The sequence below is a fragment of the Streptomyces sp. NPDC030799 genome, from assembly GCF_055572255.1.
On sequence record NZ_JBVIDS010000002.1, the window covers coordinates 317730 to 338779 of the forward strand.

Genomic DNA, 21050 nt, shown 5'->3' on the forward strand with positions numbered 1-21050 from the left:
AGCGCTTGCTTAGCGGGCATGAACTGGGTGTACTGACGAGTAATATTTCGGTCGGAGCGCGCGGACGCCCCGACCGGGATCGGCCGCTTGAGGCGCCTATGCTGCCTGCAAGAGGCAGCCCGGAAATGACGATGCAGTAGGAGAGCCGGCGTGAGCTTGAGGATCGTTGTCACTGTGAAGTACGTGCCCGACGCCACTGGCGACCGGCACTTCGCCGATGACCTGACCGTCGACCGCGACGACGTGGACGGTCTGCTCTCCGAACTGGACGAGTACGCGGTCGAGCAGGCGCTGCAGATCGCGGAGGACGCGGACGACGCCGAGGTCACCGTTCTGACGGTCGGCCCCGAGGACGCCAAGGACGCGCTCCGCAAGGCCCTCTCGATGGGTGCCGACAAGGCCATCCACGTCGAGGACGACGACCTGCACGGCACCGACGCCATCGGCACCTCCCTGGTCCTGGCCAAGGCGATCGAGAAGGCCGGTTACGACCTGGTCATCTCTGGCATGGCCTCCACCGACGGCACCATGGGCGTCGTACCCGCCCTGGTCGCCGAGCGCCTGGGCGTCCCGCAGGTCACCCTGCTGTCCGATGTCTCCGTCGAGGGTGACGTCGTGAAGGGCCGCCGCGACGGCGACGCCGCCTCCGAGCAGCTGGAGGCCTCCCTCCCGGCGGTCGTGTCGGTCACCGACCAGTCCGGCGAGGCCCGTTACCCGTCCTTCAAGGGCATCATGGCGGCCAAGAAGAAGCCGGTGGAGTCCTGGGACCTGTCCGACCTGGACATCGAGGCCGAGGAGGTCGGCCTGGACGGCGCGTTCACCAAGGTCGAGGCCGCGAACGAGCGCCCGGCCCGTACGGCCGGCACCATCGTCAAGGACGAGGGCGAGGGCGGCAAGCAGCTCGCTGAGTTCCTCGCGAGCCAGAAGTTCATCTAAGGGCTCGCCCCCGCTGACCGCCCCTCAACTTCGTTACGCAGGAGAGCAATCCCATGGCTGAAGTCCTCGTCTACGTCGACCACGTGGACGGTGCCGTCCGCAAGCCGACCCTTGAGCTGCTGACCCTGGCCCGCCGCATCGGCGAGCCCGTCGCCGTCGCGCTGGGCAACGGCGCCGCCGACACCGCCGCCACGCTCGCCGAGCACGGCGCGGTGAAGGTCCTCACCCACGACGCGTCCGAGTACGCCGAGTACCTGGTCGTGCCGAAGGTGGACGCCCTGCAGGCCGCCCACGAGGCCGTCTCCCCGGCCGCCGTGCTGGTCCCGTCCTCCGCCGAGGGCAAGGAGATCGCCGCCCGTCTGGCGCTGCGCATCGGTTCCGGCATCATCACCGACGCCGTCGACCTGGAGGCCGGCGACGAGGGCCCGGTGGCCACTCAGTCGGTGTTCGCCGCGTCCTTCACCACCAAGTCGCGGGTCATCAAGGGCACCCCGGTCATCACGGTCAAGCCGAACTCGGCCGCCGTCGAGGCCGCCCCTGCCGCCGGCGCCGTCGAGGCCCTGTCCGTGACCTTCTCGGACAAGGCCACCGGCACCAAGATCACCGGCCGTACGCCGCGTGAGTCGACGGGCCGCCCGGAGCTGACCGAGGCCGCGATCGTGGTCTCCGGTGGCCGCGGTGTGAACGGCGCCGAGAACTTCTCGATCATCGAGGCGCTCGCCGACTCCCTCGGTGCCGCCGTCGGCGCCTCGCGTGCCGCCGTCGACGCCGGCTGGTACCCGCACACCAACCAGGTCGGCCAGACCGGCAAGTCGGTCTCCCCGCAGCTGTACATCGCCAACGGCATCTCCGGCGCCATCCAGCACCGCGCCGGTATGCAGACCTCGAAGACCATCGTGGCCGTCAACAAGGACTCCGAGGCCCCGATCTTCGAGCTGGTCGACTTCGGTGTGGTCGGCGACCTCTTCGACGTCGTGCCCCAGCTGACCGAGGAGATCAAGGCCCGCAAGGGCTGAGCGCCTCCCTGGCTCGACGAGGCCCCTGTGACCGGCGCGGTCACGGGGGCCTCGGTGCATCCTGGTGACGACCGGCCGGCTGCCGACCAGCGTCCGGACGGGGTGTTGACCAGCGAGAACCGCACAGATAACTTCGTTCTACGGATTGTTGATTCCGTACAGCGGAAAAATGGAGGGTGTGGGATGGGTCAGCAGGAGAAGGTGGCGACAAGCCTCGCGGGCGCCGTCAGCGAGGAGATCAGCGCCTCCCTCGCACCGGTCGACGCGGAGCTGGAGCGCCGCTATCCCGGGGACCCCGGCACCAGGCAGCCCGTACACACCGTCTACGTCCCCGGTGACGCCTTCGCCGCCGACACCATCCGTTCCTGGGGCGACCAGGCGCTCGCCGCCCTCGACGCACACGCACCGGACGCCGCCTCCTTCGCCGCGGTGCTCGGCCTGCCCGGCGAGCTGGCCGAGCCGGTCTACTCCCGCGTCCGCGCCAAGCTGGAACACGAGCCGATCGAAGACCTGCGCGTCGACTTCGAGGACGGCTACGGCCCCCGCCCCGACGCCGAGGAGGACGCGGCGGCGGCCCGCGCGGCCCGTCTGATCGCGGAGGCGTACGAGAACGGCACGGCGGCGCCCTACATGGGCATCCGCATGAAGTGCATGGAGGCCGCGGTACGCGACCGGGGCATCCGCACCCTCGACGTCTTCCTCACCGGTCTGATCGAGGCGGGCGGACTGCCCGAGGGCCTGGTCCTCACCCTGCCGAAGGTGACGTACCCCGAGCAGGTCTCCGCCTTCGTCCGCCTCCTGGAGGCCTTCGAGAAGGTGCACGGCCTGGACGCCGGCCGGCTCGGTTTCGAGATCCAGATCGAGACCAGCCAGTCCATCCTCGCCACCGACGGCACCGCCACCGTCGCCCGGATGATCCAGGCCGCCGAGGGCCGTGCCACCGGGCTGCACTACGGCACCTTCGACTACAGCGCCTGCCTCGGTGTCTCCGCGGCCTACCAGGCCAGCGACCACCCGGCCGCCGACCACGCCAAGGCGATCATGCAGGTGGCCGCCGCGGGCACCGGCGTGCGCGTCTCCGACGGCTCGACGAACGTCCTCCCCGTCGGCCCGACCGCCAAGGTCCACGACGCCTGGCGCCTCCACTACGGTCTCACCCGCCGCGCCCTCGCCCGCGCCTACTACCAGGGCTGGGACATGCACCCCGGCCACATCCCCACCCGTTACGCCGCCGTCTTCGCCTTCTACCGCGAGGGCTTCGAGCAGGCGGCGGGCCGCCTCGCCCGCTACGCCAACCACGCCGGCGGCGACGTGATGGACGAGCCCGCCACCGCCAAGGCCCTCAGCGGCTACCTGCTGCGCGGCCTGGACTGCGGCGCCCTCGACATCGCCGAGGTCGCCCGCCTCACCGGCCTGACCCGCGCCGACCTGGAGGGCTTCGCGTCGCCCCGGCGCGGTGATCTCACCGCCTCCGCGAAGTGAGGGACTGCCGAGAGCGCCTCGGACGGTAACGATCCCGGGAAGATCAGTGACGGCAGCCGGCCCAGATCAGGTCAGGACCGGGCTGCCGGCCGTCGGCGTACGGCTCCAGACCCGACTCCGTCACCCACTTCTGCTCGGCGAACAGCCGGGTACCTCGCGCGCACAGCGCGGCGTCGCGGCGGGCCCGCATGCAGAACTCCTCGGGCGTGACCCCGAACAGCTCGCGCAAGGGCGCCGATCCCGCAAGGAGTTCCGTGATCAGGGCGCGCTGGTCGCCGGGGTGGCGGCGCGGCGTGTCGGAGCCGTTGTGCAGCACCCCGTGCCGGTTGACGTAGGCGTACGCCCCCGGGAGCACGGAACCGTCCGGCAGCTCGATCCGCACGTCCGGCGCGGGCAGCCAGGCCCGACGGAAGTTGCCGTCGCACAGTGGCACGCCCTCGCTGGCGTCGATCACCTCCAGCTGGCGCCGGCCCAGCCAGATGACGAACAGCTCATGTAACGCGCGCGGGGACTTGACGGGGGAGGCGGAGACATAGCCCAGCCGGCTGACGTGCGCGGACACGCCCACATCGAGGCCGGTCACCCGGGTCCGCACCATGGGCAGCGGGGAACCGATGCCGAACTCCGCCATCTTCTGCCGCAGCTGGCCCGGACAGGCGTTGGAGCCGACGGCGAGGACCGGCACCCGGTCGTCGTACACCAGGCGCTCCAGCGGCAGCATCCGGTCGCCGTGCAGCAGTCCGGAGTCGGCCGGCCAGGCGCCGGGACAGGTCAGCGGATGGTCGCGGGGCGCGCCGGCGAGACCGAGCTCCTCCAGGGTGCGGCCGGTCACGGGCGGCTCAGTCGGCCGGCGGCAGCTCGCCCGAGCCGCGCGTGATCAGCCGGGTGGGCAGCTCGATGCGCTCCGGTGCGACGAGCCCGCCGTCCAGTTGACGGAACAGGCGCTCGGCGGCCGTACGGCCGAGGGCGGCCGCGTCCTGGGCGACGACCGTGACGCCCGGCTGGAGCAGATCGGCCAGCTCGATGTCGTCGAAGCCGACGAGGGCGACCTGGCGGGCGTGCTCGGCGAGGACCCGGATCACGGTGACCGTCACCCGGTTGTTGCCCGCGAAGATCGCGGTGACGGGGTGGGGCCCGGAGAGCATCTCCTCCGCCGCCCGGCGCACCCGCTCCGGATTCGTCTGCCCGAGGGACATCCAGGCCTCGTCGACCGGTATCCCCGCGTCCTCCATCGCCGCCCGGTAGCCGCGCAGCCGTTCGGCGGCGGTGTGGATGCGCGGCATGTCGCCGATGAACCCGATCCGGCGGTGGCCGTGCGCGATCAGATGGGCAACGCCGTCCCGGGCACCGCCGTAGTTGTCGGAGAGGACCACGTCGGCGTCGATGCGCCCGGCCGGACGGTCCACGAACACCGTCGCCACGCCCGCCCTGATCTCCGGTTCGAGATAGCGGTGGTCGTCGCCGGCCGGGATCACCACCAGGCCGTCCACCCGCCGTGCGCACAGGGCGAGGGCCAGCTCCTGCTCGCGTTCCGGGTCCTCGGCGCTGGAGCCGTTGATCAGCAGGGCGCCATGGGCCCGCGCCACCTCCTCCACGGCGCGGCTGAGCGGGCCGTAGAAGGGGTCGGCGAGGTCCTCCAGGACCAGGCCGATGCTCGCCGTACGGCCCTTGCGCAGCACCCGGGCGCTGTCGTTGCGGCGGAAGCCCAGTGCCTCGATCGCCTCCTGCACCCGGCGTTCGGTGTCCGGGGTGACTCCGGGCTCGCCGTTGACCACCCGGGAGACCGTCTTCAGACCGACCCCGGCACGCGCCGCCACGTCCTTCATCGTCGGGCGGTTGCCGTAACGGGTGCCGGGAAGGCTGTCTGCGCGGCGGGTGGTCTCGGGCACGATGCGGCGTCCTGTCCTGTCGTACGACTTGTCCGACTTGTCAACGGGATGATGCGTCGATCCTCGGTTTGTATGAGGATGTGGCGTCGAGCATAGAGCCTGGACAACGTTGTCAGATGCGAGAGACACTGTCCACCGCTGTCTCCGGCCTGCGCCCCCACCGCTTGACCGGCCTGTCTTTCCTTGGTTTGCGAGCTTCAACGGGGAGTCTGACTCTGATGCACACCGACCTCGTGGCGGCCCTCGACATCGGCGGTACCAAGATCGCCGGCGGTCTCGTGGACGGCCACGGACGGATCCTGGCCCGAGCCCAGCGCCCCACACCCGCCCAGCACGACGGCGAAACGGTCATGCGGGCGGTGCAGGACGTACTCGCCGACCTCTCCGGATCGCCGCTGTGGGGGCGTGCGCACTCCGTCGGCATCGGCAGCGCCGGACCGGTGGACGCCTCGGCGGGCACCGTCAGTCCGGTGAACGTGCCGGGCTGGCGCGACTTCCCGCTGGTCGAGCGGGTGTGCGTGGCCGTAGGCGGTCTCCCGGTCGAGCTGATCGGCGACGGCGTCGCGATCACGGCCGCCGAGCACTGGCAGGGCGCCGCCCGCGGCCACGACAACGCGCTGTGCATGGTGGTGTCGACCGGCGTCGGCGGCGGGCTGGTGCTGGGCGGCAAGCTGCACCCCGGGCCCACGGGGAACGCCGGGCACATCGGGCACATCAGCGTCGACCTCGACGGCGACCCGTGCCCGTGCGGCTCGCGCGGCTGTGTGGAGCGGATCGCAAGCGGGCCCAACATCGCCCGCCGCGCTCTGGAGCGGGGCTGGCGCCCCGGCCCCGACGGTGACGCCTCGGCCGCCGCGGTCGCCGCCGCGGCCCGCGAGGGCGATCCGGTCGCCGTGGCCTCCTTCGAGCGGGCGGCCCGGGCGCTGGCCGCCGGCATCGCGGCCACCGCGACCCTGGTCGAGATCGACATCGCGGTGATCGGCGGGGGCGTGGGCAAGGCGGGCGACATCCTCCTCACACCCCTGCGGAAGGCACTCACCGACTACGCGACGCTGTCCTTCGTGCAGCGGCTGACGGTCGTGCCGGCGCAGATGGGCACGGATGCGGGACTGGTCGGCGCGGCAGCGGCGGCGCTGGCGCGCCGACCGGACGCGGCGGGGGTGTGAGGCGGGGGTTCGCCGTAGCGCCGGGTCGGGGCGGAACAGGGCGCTGCTCGCTGGGAGGTGCCGCTGCCAAGGCGACGGCACTGCAGCTCCCGGGGGGCGCGGGGAACTGCGCGACCAGGGCCCCCACGCACCCGCAGTCGCGTACGGTCTCAATCACCCCGAACGGCAGGCGCAGCCCCTCCGCAGCTGACGCTCGCGTCCGCCCAGTCCGCATGGTCGGAGTCGTTGCCGTCTCCCGCGTCGGTGACGACCAGGTCGACGACCTGGGCACCGGTGATGTCGGCGGTGAGCGGCTGGGCCGGCATCGCGTTGGTCAGGACGCCGGTCGAGGCGACCTTCGTGCCGTCCGCCCGGATCTCGAAGGCGACGGTGCCCTTGGGGCCCTTCTCGTCGTCGACGCCGACGTCCGCGGTGACCTTGGTGCAGGCCTTGCCTGTGTAGAAGGAGACGTCGCTCGGTGCATGGGCCCCGAGGCCCCTGGCATACACCGTGCCGCCGATGGTGATCGGGTGGCCGTCGCCCGCGGCGCTCTCCCCGTTGCTGGTGTCGCGTTCCACCGGTCCCCAGCCGCTCGTCGCCGACAGCCACGTCAGGCCGCTCAGGTACGACGTTCCGGCGGGCGGCCGTACCACGACGGACGCCGTCAGCGGGAGGGCACTGGTGACGCGCTCTCCGGCCGGTGAGCGGTAGTCCGCCCGGAGTGCGAGGGCGTAGGACCCGGTCGGTGTCCCCGGCGGGGCGGTGACCTTCCAGGCGGTGCGCAGGGTCCGGCCCGTGGCGAGGGTGGCGGCCGTGGTCGCCGAGGCCGGCTGTACGGTCCACCCGTCGGGGCCGGTCAGGGACACGGACACGCGGCGCGCTGAAGTACGGCCGAGGTCGGTGACGGTGCTGGTCAGTGTGGCCGGGGTGGCGGCCTCCAGCAACGGGCTCGCGTCCAGGCCGAGTTCGGCGGCGGGCGGGTTGGCGGACCAGTGCGGGTCGGCCGAGACGCGCAGGAGGACCGTGCCGTGGGCGGGGACAGTGGCCGCGATGGTGCCCGCGGTGTTGTAGCCACGGTGCTGCCACAGGTCCCGCAGGGTGTAGGCGGGGGCGTCGGACAGGCCGACGGCGGCCGCGGTGGTGGCGATCCGCTGGGCGGTGCCCGACTCGTTGAACAGGGCCACCGCGCGGCTGCCGTCCGTCATCTCCTTGGCGATGACCCAGCGTCCGCCCGCGGAGGAGACGACCGTCCCCTGCCTGCCCAGCGGGTCCTGGTCGACGGCGATGACCTCCTTGTTGTCAAGGATGTCGAAGGTCGCAGGCGAGGCCTTGCGCAGATCGGTGCCGATGAGCAGTGGCGCGGCCATGACCGACCAGAGGGAGAAATGCGAGCGGTACTCGGTGTCCGTCATGCCGCCGTTGCCGACCTCCAGCATGTCGGGGTCGTTCCAGTGACCGGGACCGGCGTACGGCGCGAGGGGGAGGTTCTGCTTCAGGATGGAGAGCATCGAGCCCCAGTTGTCACTGATGTCGCCCGTGGTGCGCCACAGATGACCGACGCCCGACGCCCACTCCCACGGCTTGTTCTCGCCCCATTCGCAGATGCTGTAGACGATGGGCCGGCCCGTTGTCCGAGAGGCGGCCTTCAGCGCGTCACGCATGGTCGTGTACCGCTGCTTGGCGTCGACGCCCTGGTTGTTGCAGTTGTCGTACTTCAGGTAGTCCACGCCCCAGTCGGCGAACTGCTGAGCGTCGCCGTACTCGTGTCCGAGCGCGCCCGGAAAGCCCGCGCTGTTGCAGGTCCTGGTGCCGGCGCTGGTGTAGATGCCGAGCCTCAGCCCCTTGGCGTGGACGTAGTCGGCGACGGCCTTGATGCCGTGCGGGAAGCGGGCCGGGTCGGGCACCAGCTTGCCGTCGGCGTCGCGTTGCGGCAGCGCCCAGCAGTCGTCCAGGTTGACGTACTGGTAGCCGGCGTCCTTGAGGCCCTTGCCCACGAACAGGTCGGCGATGCCCTTGACCATGCTCTCGTTGAAGTCGGCGCGGCAGTGCGTGGAGTTCCAGTTGTTGAAGCCCATCGGCGGGGTGAGGGCGAGACCGTCGGCCAGGCCGGGAACGCCGGCACGGGCCTGGGCGGGGGCCGCCGGGGCGGCGGTGGCGAGGCCCGCCGCGCAGAGCAGTCCCGCGGTGAGCGCTCCGAGCACTCTGCGGCGGGTGGTGCGGGTGTGAGGGTGACGCATCGTTGACGTTCCTCCGACTCGCGAAAGGTGGATCACGGCATGCGGCCACGAGGGCGGCATGTACGTGTCATTGGTGCGCGTTTACGGTAGGACGTGTCGGACTATGTTGGAAGAGCTGTGTCCCGACTGTGCGACATCCCGTCAAATCCCTTGACGGCTGCGCTGTGTGGCCCCGCGACGACGAGAGGGCGTTCGGGTGTGTTCGCTTCCGAGGCTCACGCGCCGTCGTCGACGCGACCCCAGCCGGGCAGCGGCGGCCGGGGCCAGGCGGGCGGGCGGGGCAGCAGCCGTGCGGGGCGGTCGGCCGTCAGCGCGTCCGCCGGAATCCGTCCGCTGAGCCAGCCGAGCACCTGGTGCCCGGCCCCGGCGACCGAGGGGCCGTCCGCCGACACCGGCCAGCAGCGGCCGAGATCGACGGCCTCCACCGAGGTGAGGGGGAAGCCCTGGGCGCGCAGTGTGGTGAGGGTGTCGTCCAGCGCCCAGCGGACATAGCGGTCCGGCCACTGCGCGGTGCCGTGGCCGACGCCCAGGTCGAGGTGATGTGTCTCCAGCTCCCGCAGACAGCGCAGCAGCAGGTACCAGGCAGGGTGCCGCCAGCCGGCCAGTGCCGGGACCAGACGGTCCCAGGCGGGGGCGGGCATCGTGCGCGCCTGGGCCGCGAACCGGTCCAGGCTCGCCCGCAGCCGGGTCACGAGCGCCTCGGCGGCCAGCGCCGCGTCCCGCTCCACCGCCGCGGACAGCGCCGTCGCGTCCGCGCGCGGGCCCGGTGCGCGGCCGGTGCGCGCGAGCCGCAACAGCCACACGTAGGCGTCGACACTGTGCACGACATGGGCGAGCACATGCCCGCGCGTCCATCCGGGCAGCCCCGACGCGGCGCGCAGCCCGGCGTCGGACAGACCGGCCGCGGCGCGCACGAGCAGGGCGCCCGAGCGTACGACGTCCTCGACGGGATCGTCTGGTGTGCCGAGGGACGGGCGTCCGCTCACCGGAACTCCCGCACGACCTCGATGCGGCCGACGATGTGGTCGTTGAACTCGTCCAGCTCCTCGGCGGGCACCCACAGTTCCAGGATCGTCTCGCCGCCTGCCTGCCGTACCGGATACCTCGCGACGAACTCCGTGTCCACCTCGAAACGGGTCACGAAACCGGCGCCGTCGTGCTTGACGTTCCAGTCCCGGGCGATCCGGACGGCGTAGTCCTCGTTGAGGACCGGATAGAAGATCGGCTGTTCCGGGAGCCGGGGCGGCCACGCCCGCCAGTCGAGTGCGCGGACCAGCTCCAGCTCCTTGGGCCCGGTGGGGCGCCACAGGGTCGTCGTCAGGGTCCGGCTCGTCATGACGTCGCATTTCTGGTCGTGCCTGCCGCTGGAGCCGGCAGGGCGGGATGCCGGACGATACCGGCGCCCCCGCAGAGGGGGCCAGTGGATTTCGGCACGGCGGTCCCCCCTGACGGGGGCGCGAAGCGCCGCACCAGGACCGGTGCCGGACGGCTGCCCGGATGCCCGCGTGACCCCTGGGCGGGTCCCGCAGTTGACCAGCGCATGAAGAAGCGCAGCATGCTCGCCATCGCCAGCCTGGCCACCGGATTCGTCGTGGCCGCCGTCACCCCCTCCCACGGGGCGGGCGACCGCCCCGTCGGCGACCTCAAGGTCTCGGACACCGTCGACTCGGCCGGTCACCCGGTCGGGGACGGTCCCGCCGCCGACGACGCCCCCGAACAGGAGTAGGTCCAACGGCCCACGGCACGTGTGCCGGTGCCCCCGCCGAGGGGGCACCGGCACTCCCGTCCGGCGCCCTCACCGTGGCGGCGTTTCCGTGGCAGGGTGGAGCGGGCAAGCCTCAGGGGGCCAACACAAGAGGGGGAGTCCGTGACCGTCGTCTGGATCAACGGCGCGTTCGGTGCGGGAAAGACCACCACCGCACGGGAACTGATCGAACTGATCCCGAACAGCACGCTCTTCGACCCCGAGATCGTCGGCGGAGCGCTCACGCACCTGCTGCCGGCCAAGCGTCTCGCCGAGGTCGGCGACTTCCAGGACCTGCCGATCTGGCGCCGGCTCGTGGTCGACACGGCGGCCGCGATGCTCGCCGAGCTGGGCGGGACGCTCGTGGTGCCGATGACCCTGCTCCGCCAGGAGTACCGCGACGAGATCTTCGGCGGCCTCGCCGCCCGCCGAATCGCCGTGCACCATCTGCTGCTCGCCCCGGCTGAAACGATCCTGCGCGAGCGGATAGCAGGGCGGGAGGTCCCGCCCGCCCTGCCCGACGGCGAGATGCGCGTGCGGCAGTGGTCGTACGACCACATCGAGCCCTACCGCGCCGCCCTCGCCTCCTGGCTCACCACTGACGCCCATCCCGTGGACACCAGCGCCCTCACCCCCCACGAGACCGCCGTCCGCATCGCCGACGCCGTCGGCAGCGGAGCCGTACCGCCCTGCGACATCGTGCAGACCCCCGAGCCGACCGCCGAGACCCTCGCCGCCGGGGTGCTGCTCTTCGACGAGCAGGACCGGGTGCTGCTCGTGGATCCCACCTACAAGCCCGGCTGGGAGTTTCCCGGCGGGGTGGTCGAGCGGGGCGAGGCACCGGCCCGCGCCGGGATGCGCGAGGTCGCCGAGGAGACCGGGATACGGCTGCGGGAGGTGCCCCGGCTGCTCGTGGTGGACTGGGAACGGCCGGTGCCGCCCGGCTTCGGCGGGCTGCGGTTGCTGTTCGACGGCGGCCTGCTGGAGTCCGGCGAGGCGTCCCGGGTCCTGCTGCCCGGCCCGGAGTTGCGCGGCTGGCGCTTCGCCAGCGAGCAGGAGGCGGCGGAGATGCTCCCACCGGTCCGCTACGAGCGGCTGCGCTGGGCCCTGCGTGCCCGCGAGCGGGGCACCGCGTTGTACCTGGAGGCGGGGGTACCGGTCGGCTGAGCCGCCGCTACGGCACGGCCGCCGATGCCGGGGCCGAACGGTCCGGCGGTTGCCAGGGCCTTGGCCGACTCCTCGTCGCTGAGCCGGTGCACGAGGTCTGCGAGGCGGGTGTGCGCGGTGGGACGACGGGGGAGGGGCACCTCTCCACGGTCAGCCCACGGCCGCCGCTCCGCGCAGAGCGGGTGCGGCGTCTCCCACCACCGGGTCACCATGCCCGAAACAGGCGACCTCCGCGCCGAGGTCCGCCAACGTGCCCAGGGAAGCGAGGAGCCGGGGCCGGTCGAGGTTGAACACGCCCGGGATCACCGTGCCGTCGAACGGTGAGGCGGCCACCGTGTCGCCGGTGAACAGCACGCCCTCCTCGGGCAGGAACAGGGCGATGCTGCCGTCGGTGTGCCCGGGGACGTGGATCACCCGGGCGCCACCGCCGAAGTCCAGCACTTCGCCGTCCGACACGCCGGTGACCGCGGCCGGCGGTACCGGCGTGCCCTCCGGAAGGCGCTGGGCCGCGGCCGCGTGGATCGGCAACTCCCACTCCTCGAACAGCGGCGGCGGGCCCGTGAGTTCCCCGCGGACGAACGGCGCGTCCAGGTGGTGCGCCAGCACCTCCGCGCCGCTCAGCGCGGCGAACTCGCCCGCCCCGCCCGCGTGGTCCTCGTGGAAGTGGGTCAGCACGATCCGCCGTACGTCCCCGGGCGTGTGCCCCAGCGCCGTGACCGCGTCGGCGATCGCGCGGCCGGCACCGATCGTGCCCGCGTCGACGAGTGTCAACGCGTCGTCGTCGCGCCAGAGGTACGCCTGGCCGACGGGAAAACGCAGGAGGTGGAGCCGGGGGAGCAGCGTGATGACGTCCATGCGCCGACCGTAGGCGGCGCCCCCGCCCGCGGGCGAGGGCGCTCTGCCGGGGGCAGAAGGGTTCAGCCCGCCGCGTAGTTGCGCAGGAACAGCGCCTCGGCGACCGACAGCCGTTCCAGCTCCTCGGGGGACACGCTCTCGTTGACCGCGTGGATCTGCGCCTCCGGCTCGCTGAGCCCGATGAGCAGGATCTCCGCCCGCGGGTAGAGCCCGGCGAGGGTGTTGCACAGCGGGATGGAGCCGCCCTCGCCGGCGTACTGCATCGTCTCGCCCGGGTAGGCGACCGCCATCGCGTCGGCCATCGCCTGGTAGGCCGGGCTGGAGGCGTCGGCGCGGAACGCCTGGCCCTGGCCGATCTGTTCGGTGGTGACCCGGGCGCCCCACGGGGTGCGCGTCTCCAGGTGCGCCTGGAGCAGCTTGGTCGCCTCCGCCGCGTCCACGCCCGGCGGCACCCGCAGACTGATCAGCGCGCGGGCGCTCGCGTGCACGGACGGGGTGGCGCCGACGACAGGCGGGCAGTCGATACCGAGGACGGTGACGGCCGGACGGGCCCAGAGACGGTCGGCGACCGAGCCGTCGCCGATCAGACCGACCCCGTCGAGCACCTTGGCGTCCGCGCGGAACTGCTCCTCGGTGTACTCCAGGCCGTTCCACGTACCCGTGGCGTCCAGCCCGTCGACGGTGGTCGAGCCGTCCTCGGCGCGCAGCGAGTCCAGGACGCGGATCAGCGCGGCCAGCGCGTCCGGGGCGGCACCGCCGAACTGGCCGGAGTGGAGGTTGCCCGCGAGGGTGTCGATCCGCACCCGGACCAGGGTCATGCCGCGCAGCGTGGTGGTCACCGTCGGCAGGCCGACGCGGAAGTTGCCCGCGTCGCCGATGACGATGGTGTCGGCCTCCAGCAGCTCCGGGTGCTCCTCGGCGTACCGCTCCAGGCCGCCGGTGCCCTGTTCCTCCGAGCCCTCGCAGATCACCTTGACGTTCACGGGGACGCCGCCGTTCGCCTTCAGGGCGCGCAGCGCGAGCAGGTGCATGATCACGCCGCCCTTGCAGTCGGCGGCCCCGCGCCCGTACCAGCGGCCGTCGCGCTCGGTCAGCTCGAACGGCGGGCTGGTCCAGCCGGCCTCGTCGAGCGGCGGCTGGACGTCGTAGTGCGCATAGAGCAGAACCGTTTTCGCACCCTCCGGGCCCGGCAGGTAGCCGTAGACGGACTGCGTGCCGTCCGGGGTGTCCAGCAGTGCCACGTCGACGAAGCCCTCGGCGCGCAGCGCGTCGGCGATCCAGCTCGCGGCGGCCTCGCTCTCGCTCTTCGGGAACTGGTCGAAGTCCGCCACCGACTTGAAGGCGACCAGCTCGGCCAGCTCCGCCTGCGCCTTGGGCAGCAGCGAGGCGACGGTCTGTGCGACCGGATTCGACGACATGGGCACGCTCCTCGTAGGTGCGACGTTGTACGGGGTGTACCCCGATACTCCCACAGTGGCCTGCGACGACGGCCGCCGTAGGATGCGGGGGACACTACGGCAGCGGCTTGATCGGAGCGGTAGACCATCGTGAGCGGCGAGAACTCTTCGGCGGACGGCGTGCAGCGGGTGTGGGACGTCGTCGTGGTGGGCGCGGGACCCGCGGGGGCCTCGGCCGCCTACGCGGCGGCTGTCGCGGGACGGCGCGTGCTGCTGCTGGAGAAGGCCGAGCTGCCCCGGTACAAGACCTGCGGCGGCGGCATCATCGGACCCTCGCGCGACGCGCTGCCGCCCGGCTTCGAGCTGCCCCTGCGCGACCGGGTGCACGCGGTCACCTTCTCGCACAACGGCCGCTTCACCCGCACCCGCCGCTCCAAGCAGATGCTGTTCGGGTTGATCAACCGGCCCGAGTTCGACCAGCAGCTGGTCGAGCACGCGCAGAAGGCGGGCGCCGAGCTGCGTACGGGCGTCACGGTGCAGCGGGTCGAGCAGCACGGCTCGGCCGTCCCCGACCGGCGCACGGTCGCCGTGATCCTGCAGGGCGGCGAGACGGTGCTGGCTCGTGCGGTCGTCGGCGCCGACGGCAGCGCCAGCCGCATAGGGGCCCACGTCGGAGTGAAGCTGGACCAGGTCGACCTCGGCCTGGAGGCGGAGATCCCGGTGCCGGAGCCGGTCGCCGAGGACTGGAAGGGCCGGGTCCTCATCGACTGGGGCCCGATGCCGGGCAGTTACGGCTGGGTGTTCCCGAAGGGCGACACCCTGACGGTCGGCGTGATCTCCGCGCGCGGTGAAGGCGCCGCCACCAAGCGCTACTTGGAGGACTTCGTCGCGCGGCTCGGCCTTGCGGGCTTCGAGCCGAGCATCTCCTCCGGGCATCTGACCCGCTGCCGCGCCGACGACTCGCCGCTCTCGCGCGGCCGGGTGCTGGTCTGCGGGGACGCGGCGGGCCTGCTGGAGCCGTGGACCCGAGAGGGCATCTCCTTCGCGCTGCGCTCGGGCCGGCTCGCGGGCGAGTGGGCGGTGCGCATCGCCGAGGCGCACGACGCGGTCGACACCCGGCGCCAGGCCCTGAACTACGCGTTCGCGATCAAGGCCGGGCTGGGCGTCGAGATGAGCGTGGGCAAGCGCCTGCTGACCGCGTTCGAGAAGCGTCCGGGCCTCTTCCACGCGGCCCTCACCGGCTTCCGTCCCGCCTGGAAGGCGTTCCGGGACATCACCCAGGGCTCGACCTCGCTGGGCGAGATGGTCCGCTCCCGCCCGATCGCCCAGCGCGTCCTGACCGCGCTGGACCGGGGGCAGGCGGTTCCCGCCGAGGAGCCGGCCGGTTCCTGACCGCACCGGACGAGGGACCGGGTGTCGCGGCCTTGAGGGAGGCCCGGTGGCTACGGCACGGACCGCGCAGGAGGGTGGCTGCGGGGACCGGGCCGTTCGAGGGCGACGAAAACCGGGCCGGCAGCACCTGTGAAGACCGCGCGGGAACGGGGCGGGGCCGGTCGCAGGCGGCCAGGACCGGACCGGTGGGGGGCGGCGGTCCTTGGTGTGGCGGGACCGGGTACGGCCGCCCCTTGCGCAGGGCTCCGGTCAGTTCGTGACCGTGATGCGGAAGACCGGGTGGTCGGGAGCGATGCGGCGCAGGTCCTCGTCCGCGGAGTCCGGCCCGACGCCGTCGAAGAAGACCCCGACCTCCGCTTTCCAGCGCTTGAGGTAGGCCCGCAGCAGCGGGACCTTGTCGTCGTCGGCGACCTCGGTGGCGGTGAAGACGTCCACGGCCTTGCCGAGCCGCAGCTCGCCGCCGCCGGCCGCACGCATGTTGCGCGTCCACTGGACATGCCCTCGCGGGGCGAGCAGGTACTGCTGCCCGTCAACCGTCAGCAGGTTCACCGGAGTGGTCCGCCACTGTCCGCTCTTGCGTCCGCGCACCGCGAGGACCCGGGAACCCCAGATGCTGACGCCGCGCCGGGTGAGCCAGCTGACCGTCCGGTTGAAGACGTTGACGGTGAACCAGCCCGGCTTCTTGACGTGTGTGGACACGGTGACCCCCGTGATTTGGGAGAGCGGTGCTCTCGCTTGACTTCAGTGTGGGGGAGACAGGTGCTCCAGAGCAAGAGCGGTGCTCTCTTTTGTGTGCGCTGCTCTCGGTACGTGGCACACTGCTGGCATGAGCACCGCACAGGGCGCCCGCGCACGGGCCAGGACGGAAGTCACGGCAGCCATCAAGGAAGAGGCGCGCAGACAGCTCGCGAAGGAAGGCGCGGCCAAGCTCTCCCTGCGGGCAGTCGCCCGTGAGCTGGGCATGGTCTCCTCGGCGCTCTACCGCTACTTCCCCAGCCGCGACGAGCTGCTCACTGCCCTGATCATCGACGCCTACGACTCCCTGGGCCGGGCCGCGGAGACGGCCCACGCGGCGGCCGCGGGCGCGGACCACGTGCGGCGCTGGACGGCCGTGTGCGAGGCGGTACGGGCATGGGCCCTCGCCCATCCGCACGAGTACGCGCTGATCTACGGATCTCCGGTGCCCGGCTACTTTGCCCCCGAGAGCACCGTCCCGGCCGCTTCGCGCGTCGGCCTGCTTCTCATCGGCATCGTCCGCGACGCCCACCAGGGGCCCGGCCTCGCGCCTCTGCCCCTGCCCGCCGAGTTGCGTCCCGAGGCCGAGCGGATGGCGGCGGACCTCGCACCCGACCTGCCTCCCGAGGCGGCCGTGGCGCTGGTGGCGGCCTGGTCCCAGCTGTTCGGGCTGGTCGGTTTCGAGCTGTTCGGGCAGTTCCACCGGGTGGTGGAGGACCCGGAGGCCTTCTTCCGGCATGCGGCGGCCCGGCTTGCCCAGGGCGTGGGGCTGGTCGGCGCCTGACGCGCGCGAGCGGGGCCCGGCTCCCGGCCGCACCTATGCACCGGGAATCAGGACGACCTTCCCGGTCACCGTGCCGGACTCGGCCAGCCGCATCGCCTCCGCGACCTCGGTGAGCGGCAGCCGGGCGGCGATCCGAGCGGTGACCTCGCCGCGCTGCAGGGCGTGGAACACCTGGGTGAGGTCGGCGCGCAGCCGGGTCCGGAAGCGGTCCTTGTTCAGGCCGCGCCCCGCCCAGACGTTGAAGAAGTACGCGTGGCGGCCGTTGGGCAGCGCGTTCCACCACCACACCCGGCCGAGGATCTTCAGAACGGGCCACTGCTTGGAGCCCGAGTCGTCCCGGGTCGTGGCGCTGCCGTAGGCGACGAGGGTTCCGCCGGGGGCGAGCAGCCGCCAGGAGTCGGTGACGCTGCGCCCGCCCAGGTGGTCGAAGACGGCGTCGACCCCCTCGGGAGCGAGTTCCCGGACCCGGGCCGGGACGTTCTCGGTGCGGTAGTCGACCGGGGTGACGCCCAGGTCCCGCAGGGCCTGGTGGTGGCGCACGGACGCCGTACCGATCACCTTGAGGCCGGCCGCCCGCGCGAGCTGGACCAGAACCGTGCCGACACCGCCATTGGCGCCGTGGACCAGAACCGTTCCGCCGCTGCGCACCCGGGCCTTGCGGTGCAGCATCTGCCACGCGGTGATCCCGTTGACCACCAGCGTCTCGGCCTCCGCCGCGCCGATGCCGACGGGCACCTCCACCGCGTCGGCCGCGTCCAGCACCACATGGCTCGCCCAGCCGCCGACCTTGACCAGCGCCGCCACCCGCTTGCCGACGAGGTCCCGCGCAACGCCGGTGCCTGCCGTGAGAACCGTGCCGACCAGGTCGTAGCCCGGCACGAACGGGAAGGGCGGCTGGTCGTAGTAGCGGCCCCGGCGCATCTGCTGCTCGGCGAAGGACACCCCGGTGGCCTCCACCCGCACCACGACCTGTCCGGCACCGGGCAGCGGCACGTCCCGGTGCCGGAGCTGCAGCTCCTCCGGCTCGACCGTGCCCGGCAGGACGACCTCGACGAGTTTCGTGCTTTCCATGACGACCTCCGGGTGAAAGGGGGCTGGCGTGCGCCACTCTCGGCTAGAGAGCTTCGCTTGCGTTAGAAGCTATAACTAAAATGACCTCACCTAGCTTGAGTGTCAAGGCTTCGCGACGCTTTCCGTTATGCCTTCTCTCGACAGTGATAGGGTGAAACCGAGGAGCCGGTGAGGGGTGATGGCGATGGCGGCAGGCGCGGCGAGTCCCCGCGAGCGGTACCGCAGCCAGGTGCGGGCGGAGATCAAGGCGAAGGCCTGGAAGCAGATCGCCACCTCGGGCGCATCGGGGCTGTCCCTCAACGCCATCGCCAAGGAGCTGGGCATGAGCGGCCCGGCGCTCTACCGGTACTTCGGCGGCCGGGACGACCTGATCACCGAGCTCGTCCGGGACGCCTACCGCAGCCTCGCGGACACCTTCCGCGCCGCGGCCGACGCGGGCTCGGGGCTGTCCGGCCTGGCGCGGGCGATGCGCCGCTGGGCGCTGGAGGACCCCCAGCGCTACTTCCTCGTCTACGGCACACCGGTCCCCGGCTACCGCGCCCCGGCGGACACCACCGCTGTCGCCCAGGAGATCATGGCCGCCCTGCTGGACGTCTGCGCGGCCGAAGAGCCCCGGGCCGTCCCGCTCGACGCGATCGAGACCCACCTCGCGGACCATCGCGGCTGGGCGGGCGACCACCCCGCCCCGCCGCCCGTGCTGCGCCGGGCCCTGGCGTTCTGGACCCGCCTGCACGGGGTCCTCTCCCTGGAACTCGCCGGCCACTTCACGGGCATGGGGTTCGACCCGGAGCTGCTCTTCACCGTCGAGGCGCAGTCACTGGCGGACACCGACTGAGCTCATGGGCGGGCGTACTCCGCGGGGAGTATCCGTGATCACCTCGTCCGGCTGACGCCCGCGCGGCCGGGCGACGTCTACCGTGGCCTGCATGGAAGAGCAGCGCCCCCCATGGCATTGGTGGCGGCACGGCCCGCCGTGGTGGAGCGCGCCGGACGCGGCGGAGCCGCACCGGCCCCGGTGGCCCTGGCGATCCACCGTGCTGTTCACCGCGTTCGTGCTGATCGGCAGCCACTTCGCCGCGCAGGGCGAGCACCACCGCGTGCCTCTGGACGGCTACGCGCGTGTGCTGCTCGTCGTCGCCTGCGTCACGCTGCTCTGGCGCAATCGGTACCCGGTGGCCGTGGCCTTCGGCACCGCGACGGTGACCCTCGGCTACCTGGCCGCGGGCTACCCCTACGGCCCGGTCTTCCTCACCGTCGCCGTCAGTTGTCACAGCGCGGTCGTCGCCGGCCACCGGCGGGCCGCCCGGGCGTCCGTGGCCCTGCTGTGGGCCGGGCACGCCCTGGCCGCCCTCTGGCTCTACCGCTGGCTGCCGCCTTCGGGCGACAACAGCGGGGGCCTCACCCAGGAGATCGTCATCGCCACCTGGCTGCTGGCCGTCGTCGCCCTGTCCGAACTGGCCCGGGTGCGGCGCGAACAGTGGGCCCGGGAGCGCGCCGACCGGGCGCAGGCGGCGCGGCGCCGAGCGGACGAGGAACGGCTGCGGATCGCCCGCGAGTTGCATGATGTCCTCGCGCACAGCATCTCCGTCATCAACGTCCAGGCCGGCATGGGGCTCGCGCTGCTCGACAGCGATCCCGAGCAGGCGCGGGCCGCGCTCGCCACCATCAAGGCCGCCAGCAAGGAGGCGCTCGGCGAAGTGCGCCAGGTCCTCGACACCCTGCGCGCCTCCGGAGACGCGCCCCGTGCCCCCGCTCCCGGCCTCGACCGGCTGCCCGAGCTGGTGGAGCAGGCGGCGGCGGCCGGACTGGCCGTCGACATCGAGGGTCCGCTGCCCCGGCTGCCGCCCGGCGCCGACCTCGCCGCCTTCCGTATCGTGCAGGAGGCGCTGACCAACGTCGTACGGCACTCCGGATCGCGGCACGCGCGCGTGCGGTTCGCCGACGACGGCGACGCACTGCGGCTGCGCATCGACGACGACGGTCCGGCCACCGGCGCCGACGCCGGGGGCAGCGGCAACGGCCTGGCCGGCATGCGGGAGCGGGCCGCCGCGCTCGGTGGCACCATCGAGGCGGGCCCGCGCCCCGACGGCGGCTTCCGGGTGCTCGCCGTACTGCCGTCGCAGCCCAGGGAGGACCAGTGATCCGGGTACTGCTCGCCGACGACCAGTCACTCGTGCGGGCCGGTTTCCGCGCGTTGCTCGACGCGCAGCCGGACATCGCGGTGGCCGGGGAGGCGGCCGACGGCGAGCAGGCGCTGCGCCTGGTGCGTGAACTGCGCCCGGACGTCGTCCTGATGGACATCCGCATGCCCCAGCTGGACGGTCTCGCCGCGACCCGGCGCATCACCGGCGAAGCGGAGCTGCAGGACGTCAGGGTGGTCATGCTCACCACCTTCGAGCTGGACGAGTACGTCTTCGAGGCGATCCGCTCCGGTGCCTCCGGCTTCCTGGTGAAGGACACCGAACCGGACGAACTCCTGCGGGCGGTACGGGCGGTGGTCCAGGGCGACGCGTTGCTGTCACCGGGTGTCACCCGCCGGCTGATCGCGGAGTTCGCGGCCCGCTCCAAGGAGCCCGCGGCGGCGGACGCCCTGGCCCGGCTCACCGAACGGGAGCGGGAGGTGATGGCGCTGGTCGGCATCGGCCTGTCCAACGAGGAGATCGCCCGCCGCCTGGTCGTCAGCCCGCTGACGGCCAAGACCCACGTCAGCCGCACGATGGTGAAGCTGGGAGCGCGGGACCGCGCCCAACTCGTCGTGCTGGCCTATGAGTCGGGGTTGGTCAGACCCGGCTGGCTGGGCTGAACCGCCCGCCGGAAGCGGACCAGCACGCTGACCACCCGGACCACGAACACGACCGGTGCGACCGTCGTGCCCAGCCACAGCAGGGCCTTGGACAGCAGTTGCGGCAGGTCGAAGAGCAGCGCGGGCCCGGCCACCGCCCCGAACAGCACCGCCGCCGCGAAGGCCGCGCTCACCAGCGCATAGCCGATCTCGACCGTCGCCGCGTCCTGTTGGGCTCTGCTGCGGCGTCCCCCGTATGCGTGCATCCCTCCAGCTTCACCGACGGGAGCCCGGCGGAGCAACCAGCCCCGCCGGGCTCGACAGCGCCCGAGGGCGCGGGGCTGTGCCGACATCCGGCTGCCGCCGCGTGGGCGCGAGTCACGACGGACGCGCGCACGGCCGACGGCCCGCCCCCCGG

At 72.6% G+C, this 21050-nt stretch carries 21 protein-coding genes; 11 read left to right on the forward strand and 10 right to left on the reverse strand.

Annotation, left to right across the window (positions count from 1 at the left end; translation table 11 throughout):
• The first annotated feature begins 150 nt into the window (after window positions 1–150).
• From ACZ41I_RS05360 to ACZ41I_RS05370, 3 genes are all read left to right on the forward strand, one after another.
• Window positions 151–936: an electron transfer flavoprotein subunit beta/FixA family protein gene (locus ACZ41I_RS05360; RefSeq protein WP_363219751.1), complete on the forward strand. Its 786-nt coding sequence runs from the start codon at window positions 151–153 to the stop codon at window positions 934–936.
• A 53-nt stretch (window positions 937–989) separates the two neighbouring features.
• Window positions 990–1952, forward strand: coding sequence for an electron transfer flavoprotein subunit alpha/FixB family protein (locus tag ACZ41I_RS05365; protein WP_363219752.1), 963 nt, complete (start codon window positions 990–992; stop codon window positions 1950–1952).
• A gap of 183 nt (window positions 1953–2135) precedes the next feature.
• A complete protein-coding gene (locus ACZ41I_RS05370) occupies window positions 2136–3434 on the forward strand; it encodes a DUF6986 family protein (RefSeq protein WP_468513203.1) in 1299 nt (432 codons plus the stop codon).
• A gap of 43 nt (window positions 3435–3477) precedes the next feature.
• Here the strand turns inward: ACZ41I_RS05370 and ACZ41I_RS05375 are convergent, their stop codons facing one another.
• Both ACZ41I_RS05375 and ACZ41I_RS05380 read right to left on the reverse strand, forming a co-directional pair.
• Window positions 3478–4266, reverse strand: a complete 789-nt coding sequence (locus ACZ41I_RS05375) for a hypothetical protein (protein ID WP_468513204.1) — start codon at window positions 4264–4266, stop codon at window positions 3478–3480.
• A gap of 7 nt (window positions 4267–4273) precedes the next feature.
• On the reverse strand, window positions 4274–5323 hold the full coding sequence (locus ACZ41I_RS05380) for a LacI family DNA-binding transcriptional regulator (RefSeq protein ID WP_468317622.1): 1050 nt from the start codon (window positions 5321–5323) through the stop codon (window positions 4274–4276).
• A gap of 218 nt (window positions 5324–5541) precedes the next feature.
• On the opposite strand from ACZ41I_RS05380, the gene ACZ41I_RS05385 reads away from it, so the two are divergent.
• Window positions 5542–6489 carry an ROK family protein gene (locus tag ACZ41I_RS05385; protein ID WP_399763016.1) on the forward strand — a complete coding sequence of 316 codons (948 nt, stop codon included), beginning with the start codon at window positions 5542–5544 and terminating at the stop codon, window positions 6487–6489.
• 149 nt (window positions 6490–6638) lie between these two features.
• Here ACZ41I_RS05385 and ACZ41I_RS05390 read toward each other — a convergent pair whose 3' ends face one another.
• The 3 genes from ACZ41I_RS05390 to ACZ41I_RS05400 all read right to left on the reverse strand — a co-directional run bounded on the left by ACZ41I_RS05390 (window position 6639) and on the right by ACZ41I_RS05400 (window position 10041).
• Window positions 6639–8705: an NPCBM/NEW2 domain-containing protein gene (locus ACZ41I_RS05390; RefSeq protein WP_468513205.1), complete on the reverse strand. Its 2067-nt coding sequence runs from the start codon at window positions 8703–8705 to the stop codon at window positions 6639–6641.
• 215 nt (window positions 8706–8920) lie between these two features.
• A complete protein-coding gene (locus ACZ41I_RS05395; RefSeq protein ID WP_468513206.1) occupies window positions 8921–9691 on the reverse strand; it encodes a maleylpyruvate isomerase family mycothiol-dependent enzyme in 771 nt (256 codons plus the stop codon).
• Complete coding sequence (locus tag ACZ41I_RS05400) at window positions 9688–10041, reverse strand: hypothetical protein (RefSeq protein WP_363219760.1); 354 nt, start codon at window positions 10039–10041, stop codon at window positions 9688–9690. Before ACZ41I_RS05400 ends, ACZ41I_RS05395 begins: the two co-directional genes overlap by 4 nt.
• A 204-nt stretch (window positions 10042–10245) precedes the next feature.
• On the opposite strand from ACZ41I_RS05400, the gene ACZ41I_RS05405 reads away from it, so the two are divergent.
• The gene (locus ACZ41I_RS05405; RefSeq protein WP_363219761.1) at window positions 10246–10431 is read left to right on the forward strand and encodes a hypothetical protein; all 186 of its coding nucleotides are present in this window, start codon (window positions 10246–10248) and stop codon (window positions 10429–10431) included.
• A 141-nt stretch (window positions 10432–10572) separates the two neighbouring features.
• Entirely contained in the window at window positions 10573–11616 is a 1044-nt protein-coding gene (locus ACZ41I_RS05410) for an NUDIX hydrolase (protein WP_399763010.1), read from the forward strand.
• A 150-nt stretch (window positions 11617–11766) separates the two neighbouring features.
• Here ACZ41I_RS05410 and ACZ41I_RS05415 read toward each other — a convergent pair whose 3' ends face one another.
• Both ACZ41I_RS05415 and ACZ41I_RS05420 read right to left on the reverse strand, forming a co-directional pair.
• Window positions 11767–12471 carry an MBL fold metallo-hydrolase gene (locus ACZ41I_RS05415; protein WP_399763008.1) on the reverse strand — a complete coding sequence of 235 codons (705 nt, stop codon included), beginning with the start codon at window positions 12469–12471 and terminating at the stop codon, window positions 11767–11769.
• 62 nt (window positions 12472–12533) lie between these two features.
• Window positions 12534–13889 carry a dipeptidase gene (locus ACZ41I_RS05420; protein ID WP_363219330.1) on the reverse strand — a complete coding sequence of 452 codons (1356 nt, stop codon included), beginning with the start codon at window positions 13887–13889 and terminating at the stop codon, window positions 12534–12536.
• A gap of 129 nt (window positions 13890–14018) precedes the next feature.
• Here ACZ41I_RS05420 and ACZ41I_RS05425 point away from each other — a divergent pair, with 129 nt between their 5' ends.
• Window positions 14019–15260 carry a geranylgeranyl reductase family protein gene (locus ACZ41I_RS05425; RefSeq protein WP_399763006.1) on the forward strand — a complete coding sequence of 414 codons (1242 nt, stop codon included), beginning with the start codon at window positions 14019–14021 and terminating at the stop codon, window positions 15258–15260.
• 249 nt (window positions 15261–15509) lie between these two features.
• Here ACZ41I_RS05425 and ACZ41I_RS05430 read toward each other — a convergent pair whose 3' ends face one another.
• Complete coding sequence (locus tag ACZ41I_RS05430; RefSeq protein ID WP_468513207.1) at window positions 15510–15959, reverse strand: nitroreductase family deazaflavin-dependent oxidoreductase; 450 nt, start codon at window positions 15957–15959, stop codon at window positions 15510–15512.
• Window positions 15960–16086: 127 nt separating this feature from the next.
• Between ACZ41I_RS05430 and ACZ41I_RS05435 the strand changes: the two genes are divergently transcribed.
• Entirely contained in the window at window positions 16087–16779 is a 693-nt protein-coding gene (locus tag ACZ41I_RS05435) for a TetR/AcrR family transcriptional regulator (RefSeq protein ID WP_399763003.1), read from the forward strand.
• Between the two features lie 33 nt (window positions 16780–16812).
• On the opposite strand, the gene ACZ41I_RS05440 is transcribed toward ACZ41I_RS05435, so the two are convergent.
• Window positions 16813–17850 (reverse strand): medium chain dehydrogenase/reductase family protein, encoded by a 1038-nt coding sequence (locus tag ACZ41I_RS05440; protein ID WP_468513208.1) that lies wholly within the window; start codon window positions 17848–17850, stop codon window positions 16813–16815.
• A gap of 184 nt (window positions 17851–18034) precedes the next feature.
• Between ACZ41I_RS05440 and ACZ41I_RS05445 the strand changes: the two genes are divergently transcribed.
• From ACZ41I_RS05445 to ACZ41I_RS05455, 3 genes are all read left to right on the forward strand, one after another.
• The gene (locus ACZ41I_RS05445) at window positions 18035–18685 is read left to right on the forward strand and encodes a TetR/AcrR family transcriptional regulator (protein WP_399763536.1); all 651 of its coding nucleotides are present in this window, start codon (window positions 18035–18037) and stop codon (window positions 18683–18685) included.
• Between the two features lie 91 nt (window positions 18686–18776).
• Window positions 18777–19991: a sensor histidine kinase gene (locus tag ACZ41I_RS05450; protein WP_468513209.1), complete on the forward strand. Its 1215-nt coding sequence runs from the start codon at window positions 18777–18779 to the stop codon at window positions 19989–19991.
• On the forward strand, window positions 19988–20653 hold the full coding sequence (locus ACZ41I_RS05455; RefSeq protein ID WP_363219323.1) for a response regulator transcription factor: 666 nt from the start codon (window positions 19988–19990) through the stop codon (window positions 20651–20653). The genes ACZ41I_RS05450 and ACZ41I_RS05455 overlap by 4 nt, the downstream gene beginning before the upstream one ends.
• On the opposite strand, the gene ACZ41I_RS05460 is transcribed toward ACZ41I_RS05455, so the two are convergent.
• Window positions 20614–20898: a DUF6332 family protein gene (locus ACZ41I_RS05460; protein ID WP_468513210.1), complete on the reverse strand. Its 285-nt coding sequence runs from the start codon at window positions 20896–20898 to the stop codon at window positions 20614–20616. The two genes, ACZ41I_RS05455 and ACZ41I_RS05460, sit on opposite strands and share 40 nt — an antisense overlap.
• Between the last annotated feature and the right edge of the window lie 152 nt (window positions 20899–21050).